This is a genomic window from Paenibacillus sp. sgz302164, assembly GCF_056120505.1.
In genome coordinates this window covers 116,594-140,041 of sequence record NZ_JBVYOL010000018.1, presented here as the reverse complement: position 1 = coordinate 140,041, position 23,448 = coordinate 116,594, and the positions used below count along the sequence as shown (strand labels likewise).

The window sequence follows — 23,448 nt, the reverse complement described above, 5'->3', positions numbered from 1 at the left end:
AAGGAGATGAACCTGACAACTATGACGCGTGTACAAACACAATACCAATTATGGATGGAGGACCCGGCTGTTGATGCCTTAACTAAGGAAGAACTGCGCGCTATCAGCGGGGATGCTAAGGAAATCGAGGATCGTTTTTATAAGGATCTGGAATTTGGTACAGGAGGATTGCGAGGGGTAATCGGCGCAGGCACGAACAGGATTAATATTTACACTGTAGGACGCGCTTCGCAAGGGTTAGCGCAATACGTGCTGCAAACGAAAACGCCAAGCCCTTCTATTGTCATCGCCTATGATTCGCGTCATATGTCGCCTGAGTTTGCGCTGGAATCCGCTTTGGTATTTGCAGGAAACGGAGTGAAAGCTTACGTATTCAAAACGCTTCGCCCGACGCCGGAGCTTTCGTTCGCAGTGCGTTACCTCGGAGCGACGGCGGGTGTCGTAATCACGGCCAGCCACAATCCTCCGGAGTACAACGGCTACAAAGTATACGGCTCGGACGGCGGCCAGCTTGTTCCCGAGTTTGCAGAACAGGTCATCGCGCAAGTGAACGGCGTGGATGCTTTTGATAAAGTGAAGAAGCTGACGCAAGCGGAAGCGGAGTCGCAAGGGCTTCTGCAATGGCTGGGCGAAGAAGTAGACGCCAAATATATTCAGGCTGTGTCGGGAATAAGTCAGAATCCCGAAGTTATCAAGGAAATCAACGACGATTTCCGCGTTGTGTTTACACCGCTTCACGGTTCGGGAAATGTGCCGGTGCGCGAGGTGCTGAAAGCGGTCGGCTTCAAACAGGTGCGCGTAGTGGCGGAGCAAGAACAGCCGGACTCGCAGTTCTCGACCGTCAAATCCCCGAACCCGGAGGAGAAGGACGCCTTCGCGATTGCCATCGAGCAAGCGAAAGCCTGGAATGCCGATATCATCATCGGAACCGATCCGGATGCGGACCGCATGGGGGCCGTAGTGAAAGATTCGAATGGCGAATATTTCGTGCTGACCGGCAACCAGTCCGGGGCGATAATGGTCAACTACCTGTTGTCCAGCCTGAAAGAGCGCGGTGCCCTGCCTGCGGGTGGCGTCGTAGTGAAAACGATCGTAACCAGCGAAATGGGAGCGGTTATCGCCAATCATTATGGAGTGCCTACATTAAATACGCTGACCGGTTTCAAATATATCGGCGAGAAAATGACCGGATTCGAAAAATCCGGCGAGCATACCTTCTTGTTCGGGTATGAGGAGAGCTACGGCTATTTGGCCGGCGACTACGCCAGGGACAAGGACGCGGTCATCGCCGCCATGCTCATTTGCGAAGCGGCCGCTTATTACAAGAAGCAGGGCAAAACCTTGTACGAGGTATTGCAGGAGCTGTACGCATCTTTCGGCTACTTTTTGGAAAAGCTGGAATCAAGAACGCTCAAAGGCAAGGACGGCGTCGAGCAAATCGGACGGATCATGCAGGATTGGAGAACGAATCCCCCTGCGGATATTCACGGCCTGCGCGTAGCCGAAGTGGAAGATTACGAAAAAGGCATTCACGGATTGCCGAAGGAAAACGTCTTGAAATTCATCCTGGAGGACGGTTCCTGGTTCTGCCTTCGTCCATCCGGCACAGAGCCCAAGATCAAGTTCTATTTTGCGGTGAAGGGAAATTCCGGCGCTCAAGCATCCGAACAGTTGAACGGCATTATCCGCTACGTGCTTAGCCGTGTAGACGCGCAGCCGCAGAACTGATAAAATTTTCAATAGAATGGAATGAACCTCTTCAGAACCTGAGTCGGGGATAGGTCGTCTAATGAATGATAACTGGAATGCAAATCCGTATTCATTTGACCTTCTCCCGCGGCTTCAGGGAATGGAGAGGTTTTCGAATGTATAAGTGAAATGCGCCGAACAGACAGACAGGAGTGAATGACTTGATACAGCGGTATCAAATGTGGAATCGTCCCTTCAGAAAAATTTTGTGGTGGCTCGTCATCATAGGCATGCTCGGCTCGCTTCCGCTCGTATACGCCCGTCAGCAGACGGAAACGTCCGAGAAGCAGGTGGAGTTCGTCTTCAATTACCGGAATTTGCTGGATATTGCAGATGTCCAGACGAATCCGCGAAGCTTTGTTGCGGATCATCTCAAACGCATGAAAGAGGCGGGAATCACCTCCATATCCGTCTTCGAATCGACCCTCTCCGAGCTGAGGGAGAGCCGCAGAATCGAGATGTACAACTCCCGGGATGCGATGTCGTTGACACAAACTTTCGGCGATCCGAACGAGAACTTCACTTATATTTTGTTTGCCGATAACGCCACACAGCAAGCGCTGCAGCCGATGATCCAGAAGGCGTTCGGCGACTTGAAAGTAGCGACGAGGCCGTGGAGCTTCAAAAATAAAAACGGGCTTGTGATTGAAATGAGCTCGGACGAAGCATCGATCAAGTCGATGGACCCGGATCCGTTGACGTTGAAGATGCTCAAAGAACAGGGCTTCAACATCGTAGTGCGGCTTTCGAACCGCCGGCCGTTCGTAACGAATGATATGGATCGGCTGCTCAAGCAGTTGTATGACCTCGGAGTCAGGCGCATGATTGTGGACGGCAGTGAAGTTCCCGGCTACACGGAAGAAAATACCGAAGTCAATCTGAATAAAATGGCCGAACTTCTTCATAAGAACGGAATCGGTCTGGCGGCAATCGAAATGCTCAAGGAGCCTCAAAAAGGGTTCAATACATTAGCCAAGCAAACGAATTACGATGTCGTCCGGCTGCATTCGTTTACGGAAAAGGACGGCGAGAAGCTGATGGAGCCGCTGACCAAACCGGAGCTGGAGGACCGGATACAAGGGGTCGCCGACCGGTTCGTGCTTGCCGTGAAGGACCGCGACATCCGCATGGTGTATTTGAACGCCAAGCCGCTTAAAAATCCGGACAAAGCGAAGCTGGTCGATCCGTTGAACGCCCTGTACGAGAGCTTGAACGGAAAGGACGGGGCCATACCGCGCATTGAAAAAGCCGGCTTTACTTTGGGGCAAGCCAAAGCTTTCCAAGTAACGACAACCTCCTGGCAGAAGGCGGCGAGTGCATTAATACTAATTGGCGGAGTCAGCTTGATCGCCCTTGCCTTATCCTTTTTCGTGCCTGAAGCCGCACTGTTCTTATTTGTGGTCGGCATCCTTGGAGCCGCGGCGCTGCATATACTTTCAGCAAATCTGTATGCACAGGGGCTGGCGCTGGGTACGGCGATTTGCGCGCCGAGCGTGGCTATGATGCTGGCGATCCATTCGGTTCGGTCAGGGCAAGCGGCCAAGTGGAAATCCGGCCTCGCTTACGGACTATGGCAGCTGATAAAAACCTCGGCGATCTCCTTCATCGGAGTCTTATATGAAGTCGCTTTGCTGAATCACATCACATATATGCTCGTGCTGCAGCAGTTCCGCGGCGTGGGAGTGCTGCATTTGATTCCAATCGGGATCGTGGGTCTCTATTTGCTGCTTTTCAGCGAAAACAACACGTACGCGGACAAGCTGGCGCAAATTCGAAAAATTCTTTCTTCCTATATTAGTGTGCTTTGGGTCGTCACGGCGGCTGTTGCTCTTGCGGCAATTTACTATTACTTAACGAGAACAGGGAACGAAGGACAAGCATCCGCGTTTGAAAAATTGTTCCGTTCTTTCCTGGAAAATACGCTGGGCGTACGTCCCCGGACGAAGGAGTTCCTGATCGCGCATCCGCTCTTCCTGTTAGGGGCCTACCTGTCCGTTCGGTATAGACAAGCTGTGTATTTGCTCTTTATCGGCGTTATCGGCCAACTGTCGATCGTCGATACGTTCGCACATTTGCATACACCGCTTCACATTTCGTTGATCCGCATTTCGTACGGAATCGGGTTCGGCGTATTGATTGGCCTCGTACTGATTGCAGCATGGGAGATTGTCGCAAGGAGTTGGAAACGATGGGTGCCCCGAGCTGTAAAATAGTGCTTTCCGGTTACTATGGCTTCGATAACAGCGGCGACGAAGCCGTCCTGCAGTCGATTCTGCTCGCTCTGCAGGAGCAGGGAGAGGCGCAGGGCGTGAAGATCGAACCGATCGTGCTGTCGGCGAGTCCCGATCAAACCGCCCGGATGTACGGTGTCCGAGCCTACCACCGGATGAAGCCGGGAGCCGTGCTGCAAGCGCTGCGGGAAGCCGACGGATTGATCAGCGGCGGCGGCAGCCTGCTGCAGGACGTCACGAGCGCTAAGTCGATGGTCTACTACTTGGCGATTCTCAAGCTGGCGCAGTGGCTGGGCAAGCCCGCGTTCGTATACTCGCAGGGCATCGGCCCGGTCAACCGCCGGATGTTCGACGGCTGGATCCGCGGCGCGTTCCGTCGCTGCCCGTATGTCTCGGTCCGCGACACGGAGTCCGCGGACCTGCTCGTCTCGATGCGCCTCCCGCGGGAGCGCATCGAGGTCGTGCCCGACCCGGTCATGGGCCTGCCGCTGCGCGGTGCGTCCGGGTCGGGCGGTCCGGGCGCGGCCGACGGCGCGCCCGCGGGGATGCGGACGGTCGGCGTGTCCGTCCGCTTCTGGAACGAGGACCGCTCGGAGCTGGAAGCTCTCTCGCGGTCCTTGGCGCAGCTGCTCGCAGCCCGCTCGGACGTGCGGCTGCGGTTCCTGCCCTTCCACCTCCCTTCGGACGAGGCGGCCTCGCAGTTCGTGATCGACCGCATGGGCGGCGATCACGGGGGGCGTGTGGAGCTGGCGCGGGGCATCGCCCATCCGCAGGACATGCTGGAGCAGGTTGCCGGCTGCGACCTGCTCATCGGGATGAGGTTGCATTCCCTGATCTATGCAGCCTCGCAGTTTGTGCCGATGGTCGGCATCTCGTACGATCCGAAGATCGACCAGTTCCTCCATCGGCTCGGCATGAAAGCCGCGGCATCGACCGCAAGCTTCGATGCCGACGCTTTGACCGCCGAGGCGCAGCGGCTTCTCGGCGGGCGGGAGCAGTGGGCGGCGGACAAGCGCGCCGCCATCGAAGAGCTGAAAGCGCAGGCGCAGCGTCCTGCGCAGCGGATCGCCGCTTTTTACAGCTCCAAAAGCTAATTTTTTTGTCTTGACTGAACTAAAGTCCTGATTTCAACGTCATAAAGGGTGAGATTTCCATGAGTGTGCAGACATCGACCGCTTCGCAAGCAGCTTCCGTTTCGGCTGCAGCTGTTCCAAAAGTCCGGATCTACGGGGTTCCCATATCCAAAATGGATATGAAGCAGACGGTCGCTTATTTGACCGATGCCATCGAGCGCAGACGGCCGCATCAAATTATTACGGCCAATCCGATTATGGTAATGTCCGCGCTTGACGATCCGGCTTATCTTCGCATGATGCAGGAAGCCGAGCTGATCGTCCCCGACGGAACGGGTGTAGTCTGGGCCTCGGGATATGTGGGCGAGCCCGTGGCGGAGCGGGTAGCAGGCTACGACCTGCTGCACGAGCTGATGAAAATCGGAGAGCCGCGCGGGTGGAAGGTTTATTTGCTCGGCGCATCTCCTGATGTGATTGAAGCGGCGGCGAATCGGCTTAGAGCCATGTACCCCGACATCCGGCTTGTCGGAGTCCGCGACGGATATTTCGGCGCCGAACAGGATGCCGAAGTCATCCGGGACATCGTGAACGCTTCGCCGGATTTGCTTTTCGTGGGACGATCCGCGGCCAATCAGGAGCCCTGGATTGCCAAATATAAACAACAGCTTGGCATCCCGGTAATGATGGGGGTGGGGGGAAGTTTTGACGTACTTTCGGGCAAGTTAAAAAGGGCCCCCATTTTGTTTCAAAAACTTCGCTTGGAGTGGTTTTACCGGCTTTTGCAAGAGCCGTGGCGCTACAAAAGAATGCTTATACTTCCGAAATTCGCAGTGAAAGTGATCCGCGAAAAAGATAAAGTCACAAAAGTTTGAAAATAATTATGAAAATAAGCTGAAAACAGCGATTTCAGACAAATTTAACAGTGGTATTCGCGGACAATTCGGAGTATAATTCATTTCGGCGGGCGGATAACCTGCCACCCAAGACAAGAGGAGCTGTGAAGAAGAAGATGTATGGATTATATGCGATTGGGTTTATCGCTTCATGCCTGCTGGCGTTGCTGCTGACACCCTTGGTCAAAAAATTTGCCTTCTGGGTAGGAGCCGTCGACGCGCCGAACCATCGTAAGGTACATACTCGAATTATGCCGCGTCTGGGAGGACTGGCTATTTTCCTTGCTTTCGTCGGCGCTTATTTCGTTATCTCTCCAGCACTCAAAGTTTTCAACTCGGATGCGGCATTCGGTCTGCTTATCGGAGGCGCTATTATCGTTATTACAGGCGCATTGGACGACCGGTTCCAGCTTTCGCCGAAATGGAAACTGCTTGGGCAGCTTATTGCCGCATGCGTTGTCGTTTCTTTCGGTCTTACGATCGATCTTGTGAACATTCCTTTTGGAGAAACGAACCTTCCTATCGGTTGGTTGAGCATTCCGATTACAATATTATGGATTGTCGGCGTTTCGAACGCTATTAACTTGATTGACGGATTGGACGGCCTGTCGGCCGGCGTTTCCGGTATCGCGACGCTTACTATTCTGGTGCTCGCCTTGATGATGCCGAACGCTACCGTTGTGCTGCTGAGCATCATTTTGCTTGGAAGCATCGTTGGTTTCATGTTCTACAATTTCCATCCGGCCAAAATTTTTATGGGCGACTCCGGGGCGTTGTTCCTCGGCTTCGCGCTTGCGACGCTTTCGATCCTCGGTTTTAAACAAGCTGCCGTAGTGTCGTTGCTGCTGCCGATCATGATTTTGGGCGTACCGTTATCCGATACGTTCTTCGCAATCATACGCCGTTATGTCAACAAGCTGCCGATTTCAGCGCCTGACAAAAGCCATCTGCATCATTGCTTGCTGCAAATGGGCTTCAGCCACCGTACGAGCGTGCTGATTATTTATGGAATCGCCTTGATTTTCGGCGGCAGCGCAGTGGTGTGCTCGGTATTGATGTCTCAGCAAATTTTGTGGGGCTGGGTAGTGATTGTCGTCGCGCTTTTCTTGATCATGCTCGTCGGAGCCGAAGCTATCGGCATCATCAGCAAGAGCCGCAAGCCGATCCTGAATTTCCTGCAAAAGCTCATGCGCAAGCAGGTTCAGACCGACCGGGTCGGAAAATAGTTTTTTTGAAAATAATACAAGCCCAGTCCTTAGCGGACCGGGCTTTTTTTGATTTGGGTAAGCTGCCCGAGAAAGTCGGGACACTTTGTTATGGTTAGGGGAAGCAGAGGGCACTAATTCGGGGGATAGCTGATTTATCCCAACGTGCCCTCTCTTTGCCGTAGGTCGTGGAACTGCGCAACTTGGCAGGAAGCAGCTTGGTAGAAAGAAAACCTGCGAAAGTGCAGGTTTTTCTTTGGGAATCGGTTTATTTTATCGGAAAACCTGCAAAAGTGCAGGAATTTTCGCTGAAAACGAATCGGAGTCCATGTTTTTGCTGGAAAGCCTGCACTATTGCAGGAATTCTTCGTTGCCGGCGATCACGGACGCAAATTCATGTATTTTTGCAGGTTTTTCGTACAACCAGGCGAGTTGTATCTGTCGCCTCTGACGCGGGGGGTTCTGGGCAGCCAGGCTTTCCCGGCCCGGCTAGGTCTGACCTACCGCTCATACGACGCCACACAAACCGCGCGCAGATCATCATGGTCTCTCCGGCAAGCTTAACCGAAAACCGCAACTCGTTCATTCTTGAATCCTCCTTGGCAGGGGGTAATCTCATTTTTTTCTAGCTCTAAACATTTCAGCGTATTTTACCGATAAGAATGATACAACAACTTTTGGTTTATTGCGACGTCTAATTTTGTAGAATGATAGAAGTATTTGGGAGGGATTGTCGAATAAGGAAGGATAGCTTGAAATTTTAAAGAATAGATGAATGACACAATTAAGGAGGAGCCAGTTTTGAAACTACTTAAGAAAAAGTGGACAAGTTTAGCTTTAATTTTTGCGATGCTGGTCAGTTTGCTGCCCTCGATGACGGCGTATGCTGCTGCTACGCTTACGATCACCAATCTTTACACGGACACGGCCAACTCAGGAACCTCAACCGAAGCGCCAGCCGACGATAGCAAAGTTACCCGTATTACTTCTTTGCCTTTTACACTTTATGTGAACATAACGGGTGTAACTGATTCCCAGATTAGTTCCTTGTATTACGTTGTTACGAATGTGAACTCGGGAACCGTAACGACTGAGAAAAACAACAAGGCGCAGACATCTTCCGCCAATCAGGTATATTTTCGAAATGTCGCTCTTAAAGAGGGCTTAAACAAAATCGTCGTTATGCTCGGCGATTCGGATTCTTATGCATCCGCACCTGGGTGGGTTTATTATGCTCCTACGACTACTTTGTCCGGTTTCACGGTCAATACGGCCAATTGGGTGGACGGTACGATGTATCCGGTTAACCGCGGTCCGCTGAAAGCGGGCACTACCGGCATTCAAATTAAAGCCAATGCGCCTAACTCAACGAAAGTTGAAGGTATGATGCTGGGCGATACTGTAACCAAAGACGGTTTCTTAAGCAGCGACGGATCCGTTTATTTTACCGGGGACGATAAAACGAAATCGACAACGACTTGTTCATCGACCACCAACTTTTGCTTTACGCCCGGTGACAACCAAATCACGTTTGTCGCCAGCAACGATACGAACAAATATTCCGTAACCAAGAAAATATGGTACGACAATGGCGGCCCGTTCGCTTTTAACGGTCAGATCGCCGCAACTGCGGCAACTCCTGCTTATCAAGATTTAATTACGGTTCCTACTTTCGGGAGCACTGCCGTAACGATTAAAGCCAGCATCAAGAGCGATTACTTTAGCGGTACATCCGTTACGAAGTATACATATGCGGATATCGCGATTAATGGGACAACCATTGCCAGCAATGTCGATTTTACATCGAATGATGCAACGAAAGTTGTCGCCAATAGTGCAACCTCCACGACAGTTACTTTGAGCAAGAACTCGGCGCTAACAAGGTCCGGCGAGTACGCGGTCAGCGATGTTACTGTCAATACTAACATTGCTTCCATTAGCACGGCCAATCCGCAGTTGCTTACATTTACATTCAAGGATAGCACGGGCACCCTTTCCGATGTGACGACGACTTACAATTTTAAATATGTGGATCCTGCAAAACCTTACATTAATAAAGTTACTCTGAAAACCGGCGTAGAAAGCCAATTGAGCTTGTCAGATACGAACGTAATCAGCGAATTGCCAGCGACATTGATGATTTATGCGAATACGTATACATCGACGCTTCGTGTCGATTTGGACGGAACGACATATATGGCCGATTATGTAAGCGGCGGTACGGCGCCGAATGTCGACAATACGACCGGTATCCGCAAACCCGACAATTTAGGTGCAGCGTCTCCTACAGAATACTTGTATACAGTCAAGCTTCAAGGATTAACAGATGGCGCCAAAAAAATGGTTATTTACCCGTTTGACGCTGCGGGCAATCCATATAATGCTGCTATAACAACGTATTCGTTGAATATCAGCAACGCACCGTATGTTACCGTCAACAATATTTCGAACAACATGTCGATCAAAAACATTAATAATCTGCAGTGCGGGCTCGCTTCATCAGCACCTTGTATTTCGGGTCGGGTTGTGAACTTCTTCCAAGATACCGCGAATACGAATAAAGTTGAAGTCTATGTTAACAACAATGTGTTTACATTAAACAGCAGCACTGACGATGCCATTTTCTCTCCTAGTACAGCTGCAGATCCGAATGTGTTCAAAATTCCTTTGACTTCGTTCGGAACTTTGTCAAGCGTGCTTGTAGAAGGTCTGAATACGTTGAAATTCAGAGTGTATGTCAGTGGTACCTTTATTATTGAGCAATCCTACAACATTTATTTGTACAGCACGGAGGCCCCGTCATTTACCAGCATCAAGCCGGTCGAGACCGGAACAGCGGGCACACAGTTTATTGCTGCGGCTCAAGCGGGAACGTACACAACTACGGAACGTACTGTTTCGTTTAAAGGTATTTTCTCAAGCTTGTTGTCGGATGGTACGACTCCTACAATCAAAACGATGAGTTTGACTGTCCATACGAAGGACTCAAACGGCAATGCTTTGGTTCTGCACCAAACTGTCGACGCCAACAACGTGACCAAAGATGCCAGCGCGAACTATCAGAGCGTCATCTCTACCGGAACGGGCAATTATTTTACGGCGATCAATAACACATCAAGCCCGCAATCGTTCACGACAAACTCATTCAACCTGCTGAACAATAGCGATGTCGTATTTGAATTCAGCATTACTAACAATTCAAATATTACAGCAACCAAGTCGATTACGATTTCAAGGTCGGATGTCTCTTATACAGTAGTTCAGCCTGTTCTGATAAAGAACAGCAGCGGTACTTTGCAAGCCAATATCAACAGCAACTTCTATACGGTTAAAATTAACGCCGAAAATGCGGATAGTGTTGTTTTCGGCAAAAGCCAAGCTACCAAACAAACTGTTTCCGATACTACAGGCAACTACGACCAGTATGTGTACACGATTCAAAATTTGAAGCCAGGCGCCAATACGGTCAAGTTCACTGTAAACCGCGGCACTAGTAAAGCAAACGGGAGCTTTATTCTTTATTACGCCAACACGGATATTCAAGGCGCTGAATACATGACGGGCATGAATGCGAACTTGAAAATATTCAACGGCAAAATTCAATTGAAATTTCCTAAAGATACAAAGATGAGACGCTACTCGCCCGACTCGAACAATAACCAATACTTGACTAATGATCGTCAACTCTTGTTTGGATTGGCTGATGTTAACGACGGACGTATAGACAAAGCGACTTATCCGACGAACAGCTATTACAAATCGCTAATTACTCAGAAGGTAACTGAGAATTCGTTCGGTACGGCCAGCGATTTATATTACCTGGATGCGGGATTTATTATTGACCCTAGCTCGACGACAACGTCCAATGGGGAGCTGGCGGCCGGTCTGACAGGTACTGGTTTGGATCCATACGATTCAAGCATTTCAGGCAGATCATACTTTAGCAGAAATTACCCTGAGCTTGTCGTTCCGACCAATCCTGGTACTTTGACGTTGAAATATAATTCGTCTATCAGACTGGATTCAGGTAAATATGTAACGGTGTTCTTCTATGACATTTATCCGAACTATTCTAATCAAACCGACCGTGGGTGGAAAAATCTCGGAGGCGTCGTTGACACAGGAACGAATACCATCACGGTACCGTTCCAAAAGTTCGGCTACTATCAAGTCATGTATATGGACAAATCTTTTGACGATATTACCGGACATGCTTATGCGAAGAACGAATTGGAAACTTTGTATTCCAAAGGGGTTATGAAGGCAAGAACTACGTATTCCTTTAGTCCTGACGATGCGATTACACGCGGAGAGTTCGCTCAGATGTTAGTGAAGATGTTTAAAGTTCCACTCGACTACGAGGGCGATGCTACGTTCTCCGACGTGCTGAAAATGGATTACGGCTTATACGAGTACAAATTTGTTGAGACGGCTGCGAGAGCGGGTATTATCCGCGGCCAAGCCAGCAATCGGTTCAATCCGGGCGGTTCGATTACGCGCCAGGATGCGGCGATTATGATCGCTCGGGCAGCGAACATGAAGCTGGGTACGGATACGACAAAATCGCTCGCAAGCTTGCAGAAATCATTTACGGATGCCAATTCGATTGACTTCTATGCAAGAACAGCTGTAGAAGGTATCGTGAAGGCAGGCTATATGCAAGGCATTGCAAATACGGTCGCGACCGGAGCGAAACAAACATACCGTTTTGATCCGACAGAGCTCATGACGCGCGCGCAAGCTTCCGTCATTGCATATCGAGTAATGAAGCAGCAAAAGATGGTTCCATAAACAACGATTCGCAAACGCAGATGACCTCATTAAAGAGGCGTCTGCGTTTTTTATTTTGGAAAATACTTATCAATGACTGAGTGTATAGCAAATAGTATACTGTTTTTGTAGACGAGGTGATATACAAAAAGTTGCAAGAAAGTGATGCAAAGATCGCTGCACACTCCCATCGGTTATAAGATTTTATAACAAAAAACTTCAAATACTTAGGAGGAAAGAAACTCTATGAAGAAAAGTCTAACCGTCGTTCTTTCAACAGCAATGGCTTTATCCGTATTTTCTTCAGTAGCCTTTGCGAAAACATCCGCAGACTTTACGGATTTGAAAGATCTTGACACAGCCACAAAAGCGAAATTCGACGCCATGATTAGCGCCGGTATTTTCGATGGAGTTACCGACACCACGTTTGGCTTGAAAGATGAAATGAACCGCGCGCAATTCGCGAAAGTCGCGGCCTTGATCATGGGGCTGGACATTAACAAAGACTTGAAAACATCGAGTTTCGCTGACGTTAGTGTGGACGATCCTGCGAACGGCTATGCATTGCCTTACATCGAGGCTTTGAAAACAGCCGGCGTTACTGACGGTGTAACCGACACTACGTTTGACCCAGCCGGTNAGACTTGAAAACATCGAGTTTCGCTGACGTTAGTGTGGACGATCCTGCGAACGGCTATGCATTGCCTTACATCGAGGCTTTGAAAACAGCCGGCGTTACTGACGGTGTAACGGACACTACGTTCGATCCGGCCGGCAAAGTAACCAAAGAGCAGCTGGCGACGTTCCTGGACCGCGTACTGGGCAAAGATGCTGACGCTCGGGCAAAAACAGGCAGCGACGCTACAGTCTCCGACTGGGCTCAAGGTTATGTAGCTCTGGCGCTGGAGCTGAAACTGCTGCCTAACGGCACAGACGGCACATTTGGCGGCCAAGCGAACGCAACTCGCGACCTGCTGCTCACTGGCGCATACGAAGCCAAGCAGCAATACGTTCCAGCCGGTAAAGTATCGGTAACCGATGCAAAACCGACAGGCGTACAAAAAGTAACGGTCAACTTCAACAAACCGGTAGACACCGGCAAAGCGAAACTGGCTCTGACACAAGGTTCAACGGCCGTAGCGACTACGACGACATTTGCCGATGACAAAAAATCCGCAACCTTGACGTTGACGGACACCAATCTTCGCGCAGGCGACTACACCGTTACGCTGAGCGGCTTGGACACTGCAGCTGTAGATAAAACAACAGCTACTTTCACAGCCCAAGACGAAGCCGTACAAAAAATTGACTTCGTCAATGCCGGGGATACAGTAGCTCGTACTACAAAAGCAACGGTCATGGTCAAAGCAACGAACCAATACGGCGAGAACGCTTCGTTCTCCGCAGGCTCCTACACAGTTATCCTGGGTAACGGCCAATCGGCGCAAATTACGAAAACAGATGCCGGCTTGCTGAAATTGACATTTGACAGCACGTTGGCTGCTGCAGGTACGGCTTCCCAGTCCAACCTGACGGTCATTCCAGTGAACATCTATTTCAATGATACGCACTTGTCGGCCAGCAAAAACTTCACAGTCGGCGTAGCGCCGTTCATTACGAAAATGGAACTGGGTACTGTAAAATACTCCAACGATCAAACAAGCATCGCTCAAAAAGGCGAAACAGCAACGATCCCAGTGAGCGTATTTGACCAATACGGCAACGAACTCGGATTCAGCGCGATCCAAAACGCTCTGAATACAAATGCGAACGATCTGGTAACCGATCAAAAAGCGCAAGTGGTGTTCTCGCCATACGAAGCGCTGCTGAACGCAGGCATGCAGGATTATGACAACACGGATACACCTGAAGTACGCGTAAACTTGACCAACAACATCGAGAAAGCCGGCGACTACACGGTTCAAGTGTACCTGCAAGGCGCATCGGCATCGAGTAAACTTTCGATCGCATCCAAAGCGGTAGCGACAAAAGTGGAAATCGGCGACATGGGCGACGTGATTGCCGCGGGCGACACAGACGTGTACATCCCGATCGTGGCTTATGACGCAGCGGGCAACAAACTGAGCACAGACGACCTGACCAGCGATCAAAACGTGGATCGGATCAATGTGGCAGTATCCGGAGCCAGTTTCTTGAACGAAGGCAGCACAACTGCAAGTAATGTGGCGAGAATTTACCAAGGCGGCGAACACAAAGGTTCCATCCGCTTGTCGAACATCACAGCGGGCCATAACGGCGTTGTAACAGTCAATGCTTACATCGCAACGTCCGGTGCGAACAGCACGGCTACGAAGTCCTACACGGTCGGCAACGCACGTATCCCGGATCACTTGAAAGTCGTCACTGAGCCGGCTAAGCAAATCGTACCTGGCGGTTACACAAGCTTTGTCGTCCAAGCAATTGACCAATACGGCAAAAGCCAGGATTCCTACCTGTTGACGGACGGTCAAGGCAATGCGACAACAAACGCCAATACGTCCGGCTCCGGCAGCGTATATTACTACACGAAAATGACTCCGGTGAACACAACAACAGGCGTTCAAGCGATCACAGCGGACAATGATACTGCATCCAGCGCCGTAACAGCTGCGTTCACAACGGCAAACAGCTTCAAAAACCTTCAAGCTGTGAGCGGCACTACAGGCATGGTTGAGAATACAGCGTTCAACCAAATGAACGATACGTACCGCTTGGCAACCGGATCAAGCGCGGCGGGAACGTTCGGCGTGAAAGTGGAACTGATCAAAGTAGACGCATCGGGCAAAGAGAGCGTAGTTGACACCGTGACTCGCAACGTAGACGTAGCGACATCGACTGACAGCCTGAGCTACAGCCTGAACAGCGTACCGGCTTTGTTCAACGCTATCGATAGCGGAGTGATCATCGACGGAGCGCAGTACGACACAAGCGGCGCACTGAGCGCAGCGGACCAAAAAGCGGCTAACACAAGTAAACTGGCTCGCGAAGTAACCGTATCTGCAACGAATGCGGCCGGCGACACGGTATCGCTGCCGAAACAAATTACCGCAATTGCCTCTTCCAACACATCGGTAGCCCAAGTGGTCCTCACAGGTGGAAAAGGGTATGTGATTGGTAACAAAGCGGGAACGGCAACGATCAACGTGAGCTTCAAAACGAACGACGGCAAAGTGAAAACAGCAACAACTGCAGTAACTGTGAAGAGCGATGCGCTTGCGGTAGATCAAGTCAGCTTCGACGATACAAGCAAAACAATCGGACTTAGCGGATTCAACGCTTTCACAGGCATCAACGTCATCGACAATTACGGCATCAAGTACGAAGACGGCGACGCGAAAATGTACAACTACTTGATGGGTGTAACATTCTCGGTCGACCATGTAGTGGGCGGTACTGTAACGGTGGACCAATACGGCAACGTAGCAGCAACACCAACAAGCCCATCGACATCCGTAGGCTTCGACCTGACAGCTACAACACCAAGTGGCAAGTCGGCAAGCATCGCATTGACGGCTCAATAATCAAGCGATCAAAGAAGACCCTTCGGGGTCTTTTTTGTTTTAAGTTGGGCCTTTTTTCCAGTCTTAAATTTATGGAAAATTCCGGTCTGTCGATCCTGAAAATCCCATGAAATCGGGCGATTTCAGCTTATTTTAAGCTAACTTTTATGCTGATTTCAGCTTTTAGTCTTAGTTTCTTCACAAACCGGCTGTACCCTTGTATTTGTAGGAATCAGATAGGAGGGTGGTCACCTAAATGAATTTAAAAAAGCTAGCCGGGATTTGTGTGGTCATCCCCGTTTTATTAAGCGGCTGCGGCAACCAGCCGGCGGCACAAAGCGCTTCTGCCGCAGTCAGCACCGCGCAGCCACAACAGCAAAGCCAGAGTCAAACGACGGATCAAAAGGAATCCAACCCAAATCGGCCTGCGATGAGCCAGCAGCAGCGGCAAATGTTTTCCACATTCCAAACGCTGCTTATGATGGACAAAGCCGATGGACTTTCAATTACGAAAGAAGAAGCGCAAGCGATGCTGCCAACAGCTCAAGATATCGTCGCCAAAGGCGAGATTACCGACGACAGCAAGGCCAAGCTGCTTGAAAATCTGACGGATGCCCAAAAGAAATTTGTGGACGATGCGGCCGCGCGCATGGCTAACCGCGGTAACGGCAAGAAAAATGCGGATGCCGGGAATGCAGCGAAAAGTACGGATTCCTCCGGCAATGCGGATGCATCCAAGGCGCCAAGCACAAATCAGGGCGAGACGAAAGACCAAGGTACGAACGGGTCCAAGGGCCAAGATGGCAAAGGCGGCGGCAATCGACCTGCAGGTGAAATGAAAGATCCGGGCAAGCAATTGATTGAATTATTGCAAAGCAAAGTCGGCTAAAACAAATCCGTGACGATGAATTAGCTGGAAAATTCTTATCAATGACTGAGTGAATAACAGATAGTATACTGTTTTTGTAGATTAGGTGATAGACAAAAATCTACACAAAAGTGATGTAAAAATCGCTGTACACTCCCATCGGTTATAAGATTTTATAACAAAAAACTTCAAATACTTAGGAGGAAAGAAACTCTATGAAGAAAAGTCTAACCGTCGTTCTTTCAACAGCAATGGCTTTATCCGTATTTTCTTCAGTAGCCTTTGCGAAAACATCCGCAGATTTCACGGATTTGAAAGATCTTGACACAGCCACAAAAGCGAAATTCGACGCCATGATTAGCGCCGGTATTTTCGATGGAGTTACCGACACCACGTTTGGCTTGAAAGATGAAATGAACCGCGCGCAATTTGCGAGAGTAGCGGCCTTGATCATGGGGCTGGACATTAACAAAGACTTGAAAACATCGAGTTTCGCTGACGTTAGTGTGGACGATCCTGCGAACGGCTATGCATTGCCTTACATCGAGGCTTTGAAAACAGCCGGCGTTACTGACGGTGTAACGGACACTACGTTCGATCCGGCCGGCAAAGTAACCAAAGAGCAGCTGGCGACGTTCCTGGACCGCGTACTGGGCAAAGATGCTGACGCTCGGGCAAAAACAGGCAGCGACGCTACAGTCTCCGACTGGGCTCAAGGTTATGTAGCCCTGGCGCTGGAGCTGAAACTGCTGCCTAACGGCACAGACGGCACATTCGGCGGCCAAGCGAACGCAACTCGCGACCTGCTGCTTACTGGCGCATACGAAGCCAAGCAGCAATACGTTCCAGCCGGTAAAGTATCGGTAACCGATGCGAAACCGACAGGCGTACAAAAAGTAACGGTCAACTTCAACAAACCGGTAGACACCGACAAAGCGAAACTGGCTTTGACGCAAGGCACAACGGCTGTAGCAACTACGACTACATTTGCCGATGACAAAAAATCAGCAACCTTGACGTTGACGGACACCAACCTTCGCGCAGGCGACTACACCGTTACGCTGAGCGGCTTGGACACTGCAGCTGTAGATAAAACAACAGCTACTTTCACGGCCCAAGACGAAACCTTGCAAAAAATTGACTTCGTTAACGCCAGCGACACAGTAGCTCGTACCACAAAAGCGACGGTCATGGTCAAAGCAACGAACCAATACGGCGAGAACGCTTCGTTCTCCGCAGGTTCCTACACAGTTATCCTGGGTAACGGCCAAACGGCACAAATTACCAAAACGGATGCCGGCTTGCTGAAATTGACATTTGACAGCACATTGGCTGCTGCAGGCACGGCTTCCCAGTCCAACCTGACGGTCATTCCAGTGAACATCTACTTCAATGACACGCACTTGTCGGCGAGCAAAAACTTCACAGTCGGCGTAGCGCCATTCATTACGAAAATGGAACTGGGTACTGTAAAATACTCGAACGGCCAAACGAGCATCGCTCAAAAAGGCGAAACAGCAACGATCCCAGTGAGCGTATTTGACCAATACGGCAATGAAATGGGCTTCAGTGCGATCCAAAGCGCCCTGAGTACAAACGCAAACGACCTGGTAACCGATCAAAAAGCGCAAGTGGTATTCTCGCCATACGAGGCGCTGCTGAACGCAGGCATGCAGGATTACGACAACAACGATACCCCAGAAGTACGCGTGAACCTGACCAACAACATCGAAAAAGCCGGCGACTATACGGTTCAAGTGTACCTGCAAGGCGCATCGGCATCGAGCAAACTTTCGATCGCATCCAAAGCGGTAGCGACAAAAGTGGAAATCGGCGACATGGGCGACGTGATTGCCGCGGGCGACACAGACGTGTACATCCCGATCGTGGCTTATGACGCAGCGGGCAACAAACTGAGCGTAGACGACCTGACAAGCGATCAAAACGTGGATCGGATCAATGTGGCAGTATCCGGAGCCAGCGCCCTGAACGAAGGTACTACAACCGCAGCAAGCGTAGCGAAAATCTACCAAGGCGGCGAACACAAAGGTTCCATCCGCTTGTCGAACATCACAGCGGGCCATAACGGCGTTGTAACGGTTAATGCCTACATCGCAACGTCCGGTGCTAACAGCACGGCTACGAAGTCCTACACGGTCGGCAACGTACGTATCCCGGATCACTTGAAAGTCGTCACTGAGCCGGCTAAACAAATCGTACCTGGCGGCTACACAAGCTTCGTGGTTCAAGCGATTGACCAATACGGCAAAAGCCAGGATTCCTACCTTGCAACGGACGGCCAAGGCAATGCGTCAACAAACGCTACTCCTACATCTGTTTCCGGCAGCGTGTACTACTACGCAAAAATGACGCCGGTGAACACAACAACAGGCGTTCAAGCGATCACAGCGGACAATGACACTGCATCCAGCGCCGTAACAGCTGCGTTCACATCGGCGAACAGCTTCAAAAACCTTCAAGCTGTGAGCGGCGCTACAGGCATGGTTGAGAACACAGCGTTCAATCAAATGAACGATACGTACCGTCTGGCAACCGGATCCGGCGCGTCGGGAACGTTCGGCGTGAAAGTGGAACTGGTCAAAGTAGACGCATCGGGCAATGAGAGCGTAGTTGATACCGTGACTCGCAACATCGACGTAGCGACATCGACCGACAGCCTGAGCTACAGTCTGAACAGCGTACCGGCTTTGTTCAATGCCATCGATAGTGGAGTTATCATCGACGGCGCTCAATACGATACAAGCGGCACACTGAGTGCAGCGGATCAAAAAGCAGCTAACACAAGTAAACTGGCTCGCGAAGTAACCGTATCTGCAACGAATGCAGCCGGCGACACTGTAGCGCTTCCGAAACAAATTACTGCAATTGCTTCCTCGAACACATCAGTAGCTCAAGTAGTTTACTCTGGTGGCAAAGGGTATGTGATTGGTAACAAAGCGGGAACGGCAACGATCAACGTGAGTTACAAAACGAACGACGGCAAAGTGAAAACAGCAACAACAGCAGTAACCGTGAAGAGCGATGCGCTTGCAGTAGATCAACTCAGCTTCGACGATACAAGCAAAACGATCGGACTTAGCGGATTCAACGCCTTCACAGGTATGAACATCGTCGACAACTACGGCATCAAGTACGAAGACGGCGACGCGAAAATGTACAACTACCTGCTCGGCGCAACATTCTCGGTCGACCATGTGGTGGGCGGAACGGTATCGGTAGACCAATACGGCAACGTAGTGGCAACGCCAACAAGCCCATCGACATCCGTAAGCTTCGACCTGACGGCTACAGCACCAAGCGGCAAATCGGCAAGCATCGCTTTGACAGCTCAATAATCAATAAGCAAGCAAAGAAGACCCTTCGGGGTCTTCTTTGTTTGTTTATTTTTATGCAAACAACGTGTTTTTAGCCAATTCAAAATAAAAAATGATGCAGAAAAAACTTTTTTTTCATGTGACGCAACTTTTTTTCGAATACTGCGTTTAATACTTTTGAAAACAGTTAAGGCAAGAAGAACAGTTAGCCTGTTTTGGAAATGATTAAAAATAACTCTTTACGACGCTATTCGACCATTGTATAATGTGAAGTGGTATGAGTGGGTACCTATCTTTTCTTTTCTAGTTAAAGTTTACTAGTTTCCATGTGGCTAAAGGGCTACAAGCGAACTTAGTTATAATTATGCTCCAACTCTGGAAAGGGGGTGAACCGGACAATGAGTGAATCGAGCTCAAATATTGTTAGATCAAACCTACAAAATAAAGCGAAAGATATTCGAGGAGGAGAAAAAAAGGTTATGAAGAAAAGTTTATCCGTAGTTCTTTCTACAGCAATGGCATTATCCGTATTTTCTTCCGTAGCATTTGCTGATACAGCAGCAACAACTACATCAGCAACTACAGCAACAAAAACATCCGCTAACTTCACAGATCTTAAAGATCTTGACGCAGCGACAAAAGCAAAATTCGACGCTATGATTAGCGCAGGAATCTTCGACGGAATCAGCGACACTGAGTTTGGTCTGAAAGAAGAAATGAACCGCGCTCAATTCGCTAAAGTAGCGGCTTTGGTCATGTCTCTTGACATCAACAAAGACCTGAAAACTTCCAGCTTCTCCGATGTTAAATCCGACGATGCAGCTAACGGCTATGCGCTTCCTTACATCGAAGCTCTGAAAACTGCCGGCGTAACTGACGGTTACGGCGAAGGTACTTACAACCCAGCTGGCAAAGTAACTAAAGAACAACTGGCAACTTTCCTGGTTCGCGTACTGGGTAAAGATGCTGAAGCAAAAGCAAAAACTGGCGACGATGCAACAGTTGACGATTGGGCACAAGGCTATGTAGCATTGGCTCTCGAACTGAAATTGTTCCCAGCAGCTGACGGCGGTTTCGGCGGTAAATCCAATGCAACTCGCGACCTGCTTCTGACTGGCGCATACGAAGCTAAACAACAATATGTTCCAGCTGGCAAAATTTCCGTAACAGAAGCTAAGCCTACTGGCGTTAAAACAGTTGTAGTTAGCTTCAACAAACCAGTTGACACTGACAAAGCTAAGCTTTCCGTGAAACAAGGCAACACTGATGTTGTATCGACTACTAAATTTGCTGATGATAAAAAATCCGCAACCTTGTCTTTAGATGCAAATCTTCGTGCTGGTGAGTACACAGTTACGCTGAGCGGCTTGGATGAAAAAGTTGTTGATAAAACAACTGCTAAATTCACTGCTGAAAACGAAGTTGTTAAGAAAATCGACTTCGTAAATGCTAGCGATACAATCGCTAAAACTACAAGCGCAACTGTACTTGTTAAAGCTACTAACCAATACGGTGAAAATGCTTCCTTCTCGGCTGGTTCTTACACAGTAATTTTGGGCAACAGCCAAACCGCTCAAATTACTAAAAAAGACGATGGCGTACTGAAAATTACTTTTGATAGCACTAAGTCTGGTCCAAGTTCGGAATCGCAATCCAACTTGACTGTCATTCCAGTAAACATCTACTTCAATGATACACACTTGTCTGCAAGCAAAAACTTCACAGTAGGTGTGGCTCCATTCATTACAAAAATGGAAGCTGGAGATATTAAATACTCTAATGGTAAAAAAGGAATCACCAAAAAAGGTGAGACTGCAACTTTCCCATTAAATGTATATGACCAATACGGTAACCAATTAGGTTTCAAAGCTATTTCGTCAATTATCTCTGTTACTAACGGTGCAAACGATCTTGTTGCTGATGGAAAAGCACAAGTTATCTTTACACCTTACGAAGAGCTTCTGAAATCTGGTATTCAAGATTATGATAATAATGACATTCCTGCAGTTCGTGTAAGCTTAAATAACAACATTGAGAAAACCGGCGATTACACTGCTCAGGTATATCTGCAAGGTGCAGCTGCTACTACAAAAATTTCAGTGACTTCTACTGCTGTAGCTACAAAAGTGGAAATCGGTGATATCAGCGGTGGTGTGGCTACTGGGGATACAGATGTATATGTTCCAATTACTGCATACGATGCTGATGGAAACAAATTAAGCCTTGATGATTTGACAAGCGACCAAAACGTAAAACGGATCAATGTATCCCTGTCTGGCGCATTGACAAAGAATGAAGGTGAATCCACAGAGACAACACTTGCTAAAGTGCTTCAAAGTGGTGAACACAAAGGTAGCGTTCGCTTGTCCACTATTACAGCAGGTCGCAGTGGTATTGTTAACCTGAACGCTTATATCGCAACTGCCGGTGCTAACAGCCAAGCTACAAAGAATTTCACTGTTGGTAACGTACGTATCCCAGATAAACTTAAAGTGATTACTGAACCGGCTAAGAAAATTGTAGCAGGCGGATACACTAAAATTGTTGTTCAAGCTTTGGACCAATACGACAAGAGCCAAGATAAATTCTTGACAACTGACGGTCAAGGCAGCGTTTCTTCTGGCGGTGTAACAGGAAGTGTCTATTACTACACTAAAGTTACTCCTATTAATATGGCTGATGGTAAACAAACAATCACAGATGATAACGATACTGCTTCTAGTAGCGTTGCAGCTACTGCAAGCCTTAGTGATGCAGTCTTGAATAACTTGACTGCAGTGCCAGGTAATACTACAGGCGTTCTGCAAAACAAAGGTTTTGACAAGCTTAATGACACTTACCGCATAGCTACAAGCGCAACAGCTTCCGGAACTTTTGGAGTTAAAATTGAACTGATCAAGTTCCAAAATAACACTGCAACTGTTATCGATACAGTTACTCGTAACCTTGATGTAGCAACTACAAGCGATAGCCTTACTTACGGCTTGAACAGCGTTCCTAATTTGTTCAACGCCATGGATAGTGGTGTTATTGATAATCTCCATCAATATGATACTAATGGTTATTTTGTTGATGGCGAACAGAAGGATGCAGGTAAAAGCAGACTTGCTCGCGAAGTAACAGTTTCTGCGACAACTGCTAGTGGCGACACAGTAGCTTTACCTAAAAATATTACTGCGATTACATCTTCTAACACTTCCGTTGCTCAAGTTGTATACAACGGTGCTGGAAAAGCTTATGTAATTGGTAATAAAGTAGGTACTGCAACAATCAACGTGAGCTATAAAACAAATGATAACAAAGTGAAAACAGCAACAACAACTGTAACTGTTAAGAATGATGCTCTTGCAGTCGACACAATTACAGTTGATGATTCCTCCAAAACAATCGGTTACAGCAACTACAATGTGTTCACTCAACTTAATGTAACTGATAACTATGGTATCAAAAACGAAGAAACAAATGCTAAGAAATACAACTATCTGTATGGTATCACATTTGGTGTAGATCATGTTACTGGTGGTACTGTATCTGTTGACCAATACGGAAATATCGTAGCAACGCCTAGTGTTAACAACGGTACAGTAACATTTGATGTGACTTCAACTGCACCAAATGGTAAAGCCGCTACAACTTCTTACAAAGCAACATACAACGGTCTTGACAATTAATATCTTTAAAAAAAGAAGATCCTTTCGGGTCTTCTTTTTTTATTTTAATTAAAGGACAATCCAATCCCGATCTTTATGAGAGACGCAGATAGAGATGAAAAACGATATTTGATAAATCACCTCAATTCAAAGTATAATAATGTTATATTTTGA

At 48.7% G+C, this 23,448-nt stretch carries 11 protein-coding genes; all 11 read left to right on the top strand.

What is annotated here, in order from left to right:
- Positions 1 to 21 precede the first annotated feature (21 nt).
- Entirely contained in the window at positions 22 to 1,728 is a 1,707-nt protein-coding gene (locus AC0LWT_RS26910; protein WP_474684364.1) for a phospho-sugar mutase, read from the top strand.
- Between the two features lie 182 nt (positions 1,729 to 1,910).
- The gene (locus AC0LWT_RS26905) at positions 1,911 to 3,962 is read left to right on the top strand and encodes a DUF5693 family protein (protein ID WP_474684363.1); all 2,052 of its coding nucleotides are present in this window, start codon (positions 1,911 to 1,913) and stop codon (positions 3,960 to 3,962) included.
- Positions 3,938 to 5,074, top strand: a complete 1,137-nt coding sequence (csaB, locus tag AC0LWT_RS26900) for a polysaccharide pyruvyl transferase CsaB (RefSeq protein ID WP_474684362.1) — start codon at positions 3,938 to 3,940, stop codon at positions 5,072 to 5,074. Before AC0LWT_RS26905 ends, csaB begins: the two co-directional genes overlap by 25 nt.
- Positions 5,075 to 5,133: 59 nt before the next feature.
- Positions 5,134 to 5,925: a WecB/TagA/CpsF family glycosyltransferase gene (locus AC0LWT_RS26895; RefSeq protein ID WP_474684361.1), complete on the top strand. Its 792-nt coding sequence runs from the start codon at positions 5,134 to 5,136 to the stop codon at positions 5,923 to 5,925.
- 137 nt (positions 5,926 to 6,062) lie between these two features.
- The gene (locus AC0LWT_RS26890) at positions 6,063 to 7,172 is read left to right on the top strand and encodes an MraY family glycosyltransferase (protein WP_474684389.1); all 1,110 of its coding nucleotides are present in this window, start codon (positions 6,063 to 6,065) and stop codon (positions 7,170 to 7,172) included.
- Between the two features lie 780 nt (positions 7,173 to 7,952).
- A complete protein-coding gene (locus AC0LWT_RS26885) occupies positions 7,953 to 11,942 on the top strand; it encodes an S-layer homology domain-containing protein (RefSeq protein ID WP_474684360.1) in 3,990 nt (1,329 codons plus the stop codon).
- Positions 11,943 to 12,167: 225 nt separating this feature from the next.
- Positions 12,168 to 12,569, top strand: coding sequence for an S-layer homology domain-containing protein (locus AC0LWT_RS26880; RefSeq protein WP_474684359.1), 402 nt, complete (start codon positions 12,168 to 12,170; stop codon positions 12,567 to 12,569).
- Positions 12,566 to 15,442 carry an S-layer homology domain-containing protein gene (locus AC0LWT_RS26875; protein ID WP_474684358.1) on the top strand — a complete coding sequence of 959 codons (2,877 nt, stop codon included), beginning with the start codon at positions 12,566 to 12,568 and terminating at the stop codon, positions 15,440 to 15,442. Before AC0LWT_RS26880 ends, AC0LWT_RS26875 begins: the two co-directional genes overlap by 4 nt.
- A gap of 235 nt (positions 15,443 to 15,677) precedes the next feature.
- A complete protein-coding gene (locus AC0LWT_RS26870) occupies positions 15,678 to 16,310 on the top strand; it encodes a hypothetical protein (RefSeq protein WP_474684357.1) in 633 nt (210 codons plus the stop codon).
- 194 nt (positions 16,311 to 16,504) lie between these two features.
- On the top strand, positions 16,505 to 19,645 hold the full coding sequence (locus AC0LWT_RS26865) for an S-layer homology domain-containing protein (protein ID WP_474684356.1): 3,141 nt from the start codon (positions 16,505 to 16,507) through the stop codon (positions 19,643 to 19,645).
- A 377-nt stretch (positions 19,646 to 20,022) separates the two neighbouring features.
- The gene (locus tag AC0LWT_RS26860) at positions 20,023 to 23,295 is read left to right on the top strand and encodes an S-layer homology domain-containing protein (RefSeq protein ID WP_474684355.1); all 3,273 of its coding nucleotides are present in this window, start codon (positions 20,023 to 20,025) and stop codon (positions 23,293 to 23,295) included.
- Positions 23,296 to 23,448: the final 153 nt, after the last annotated feature.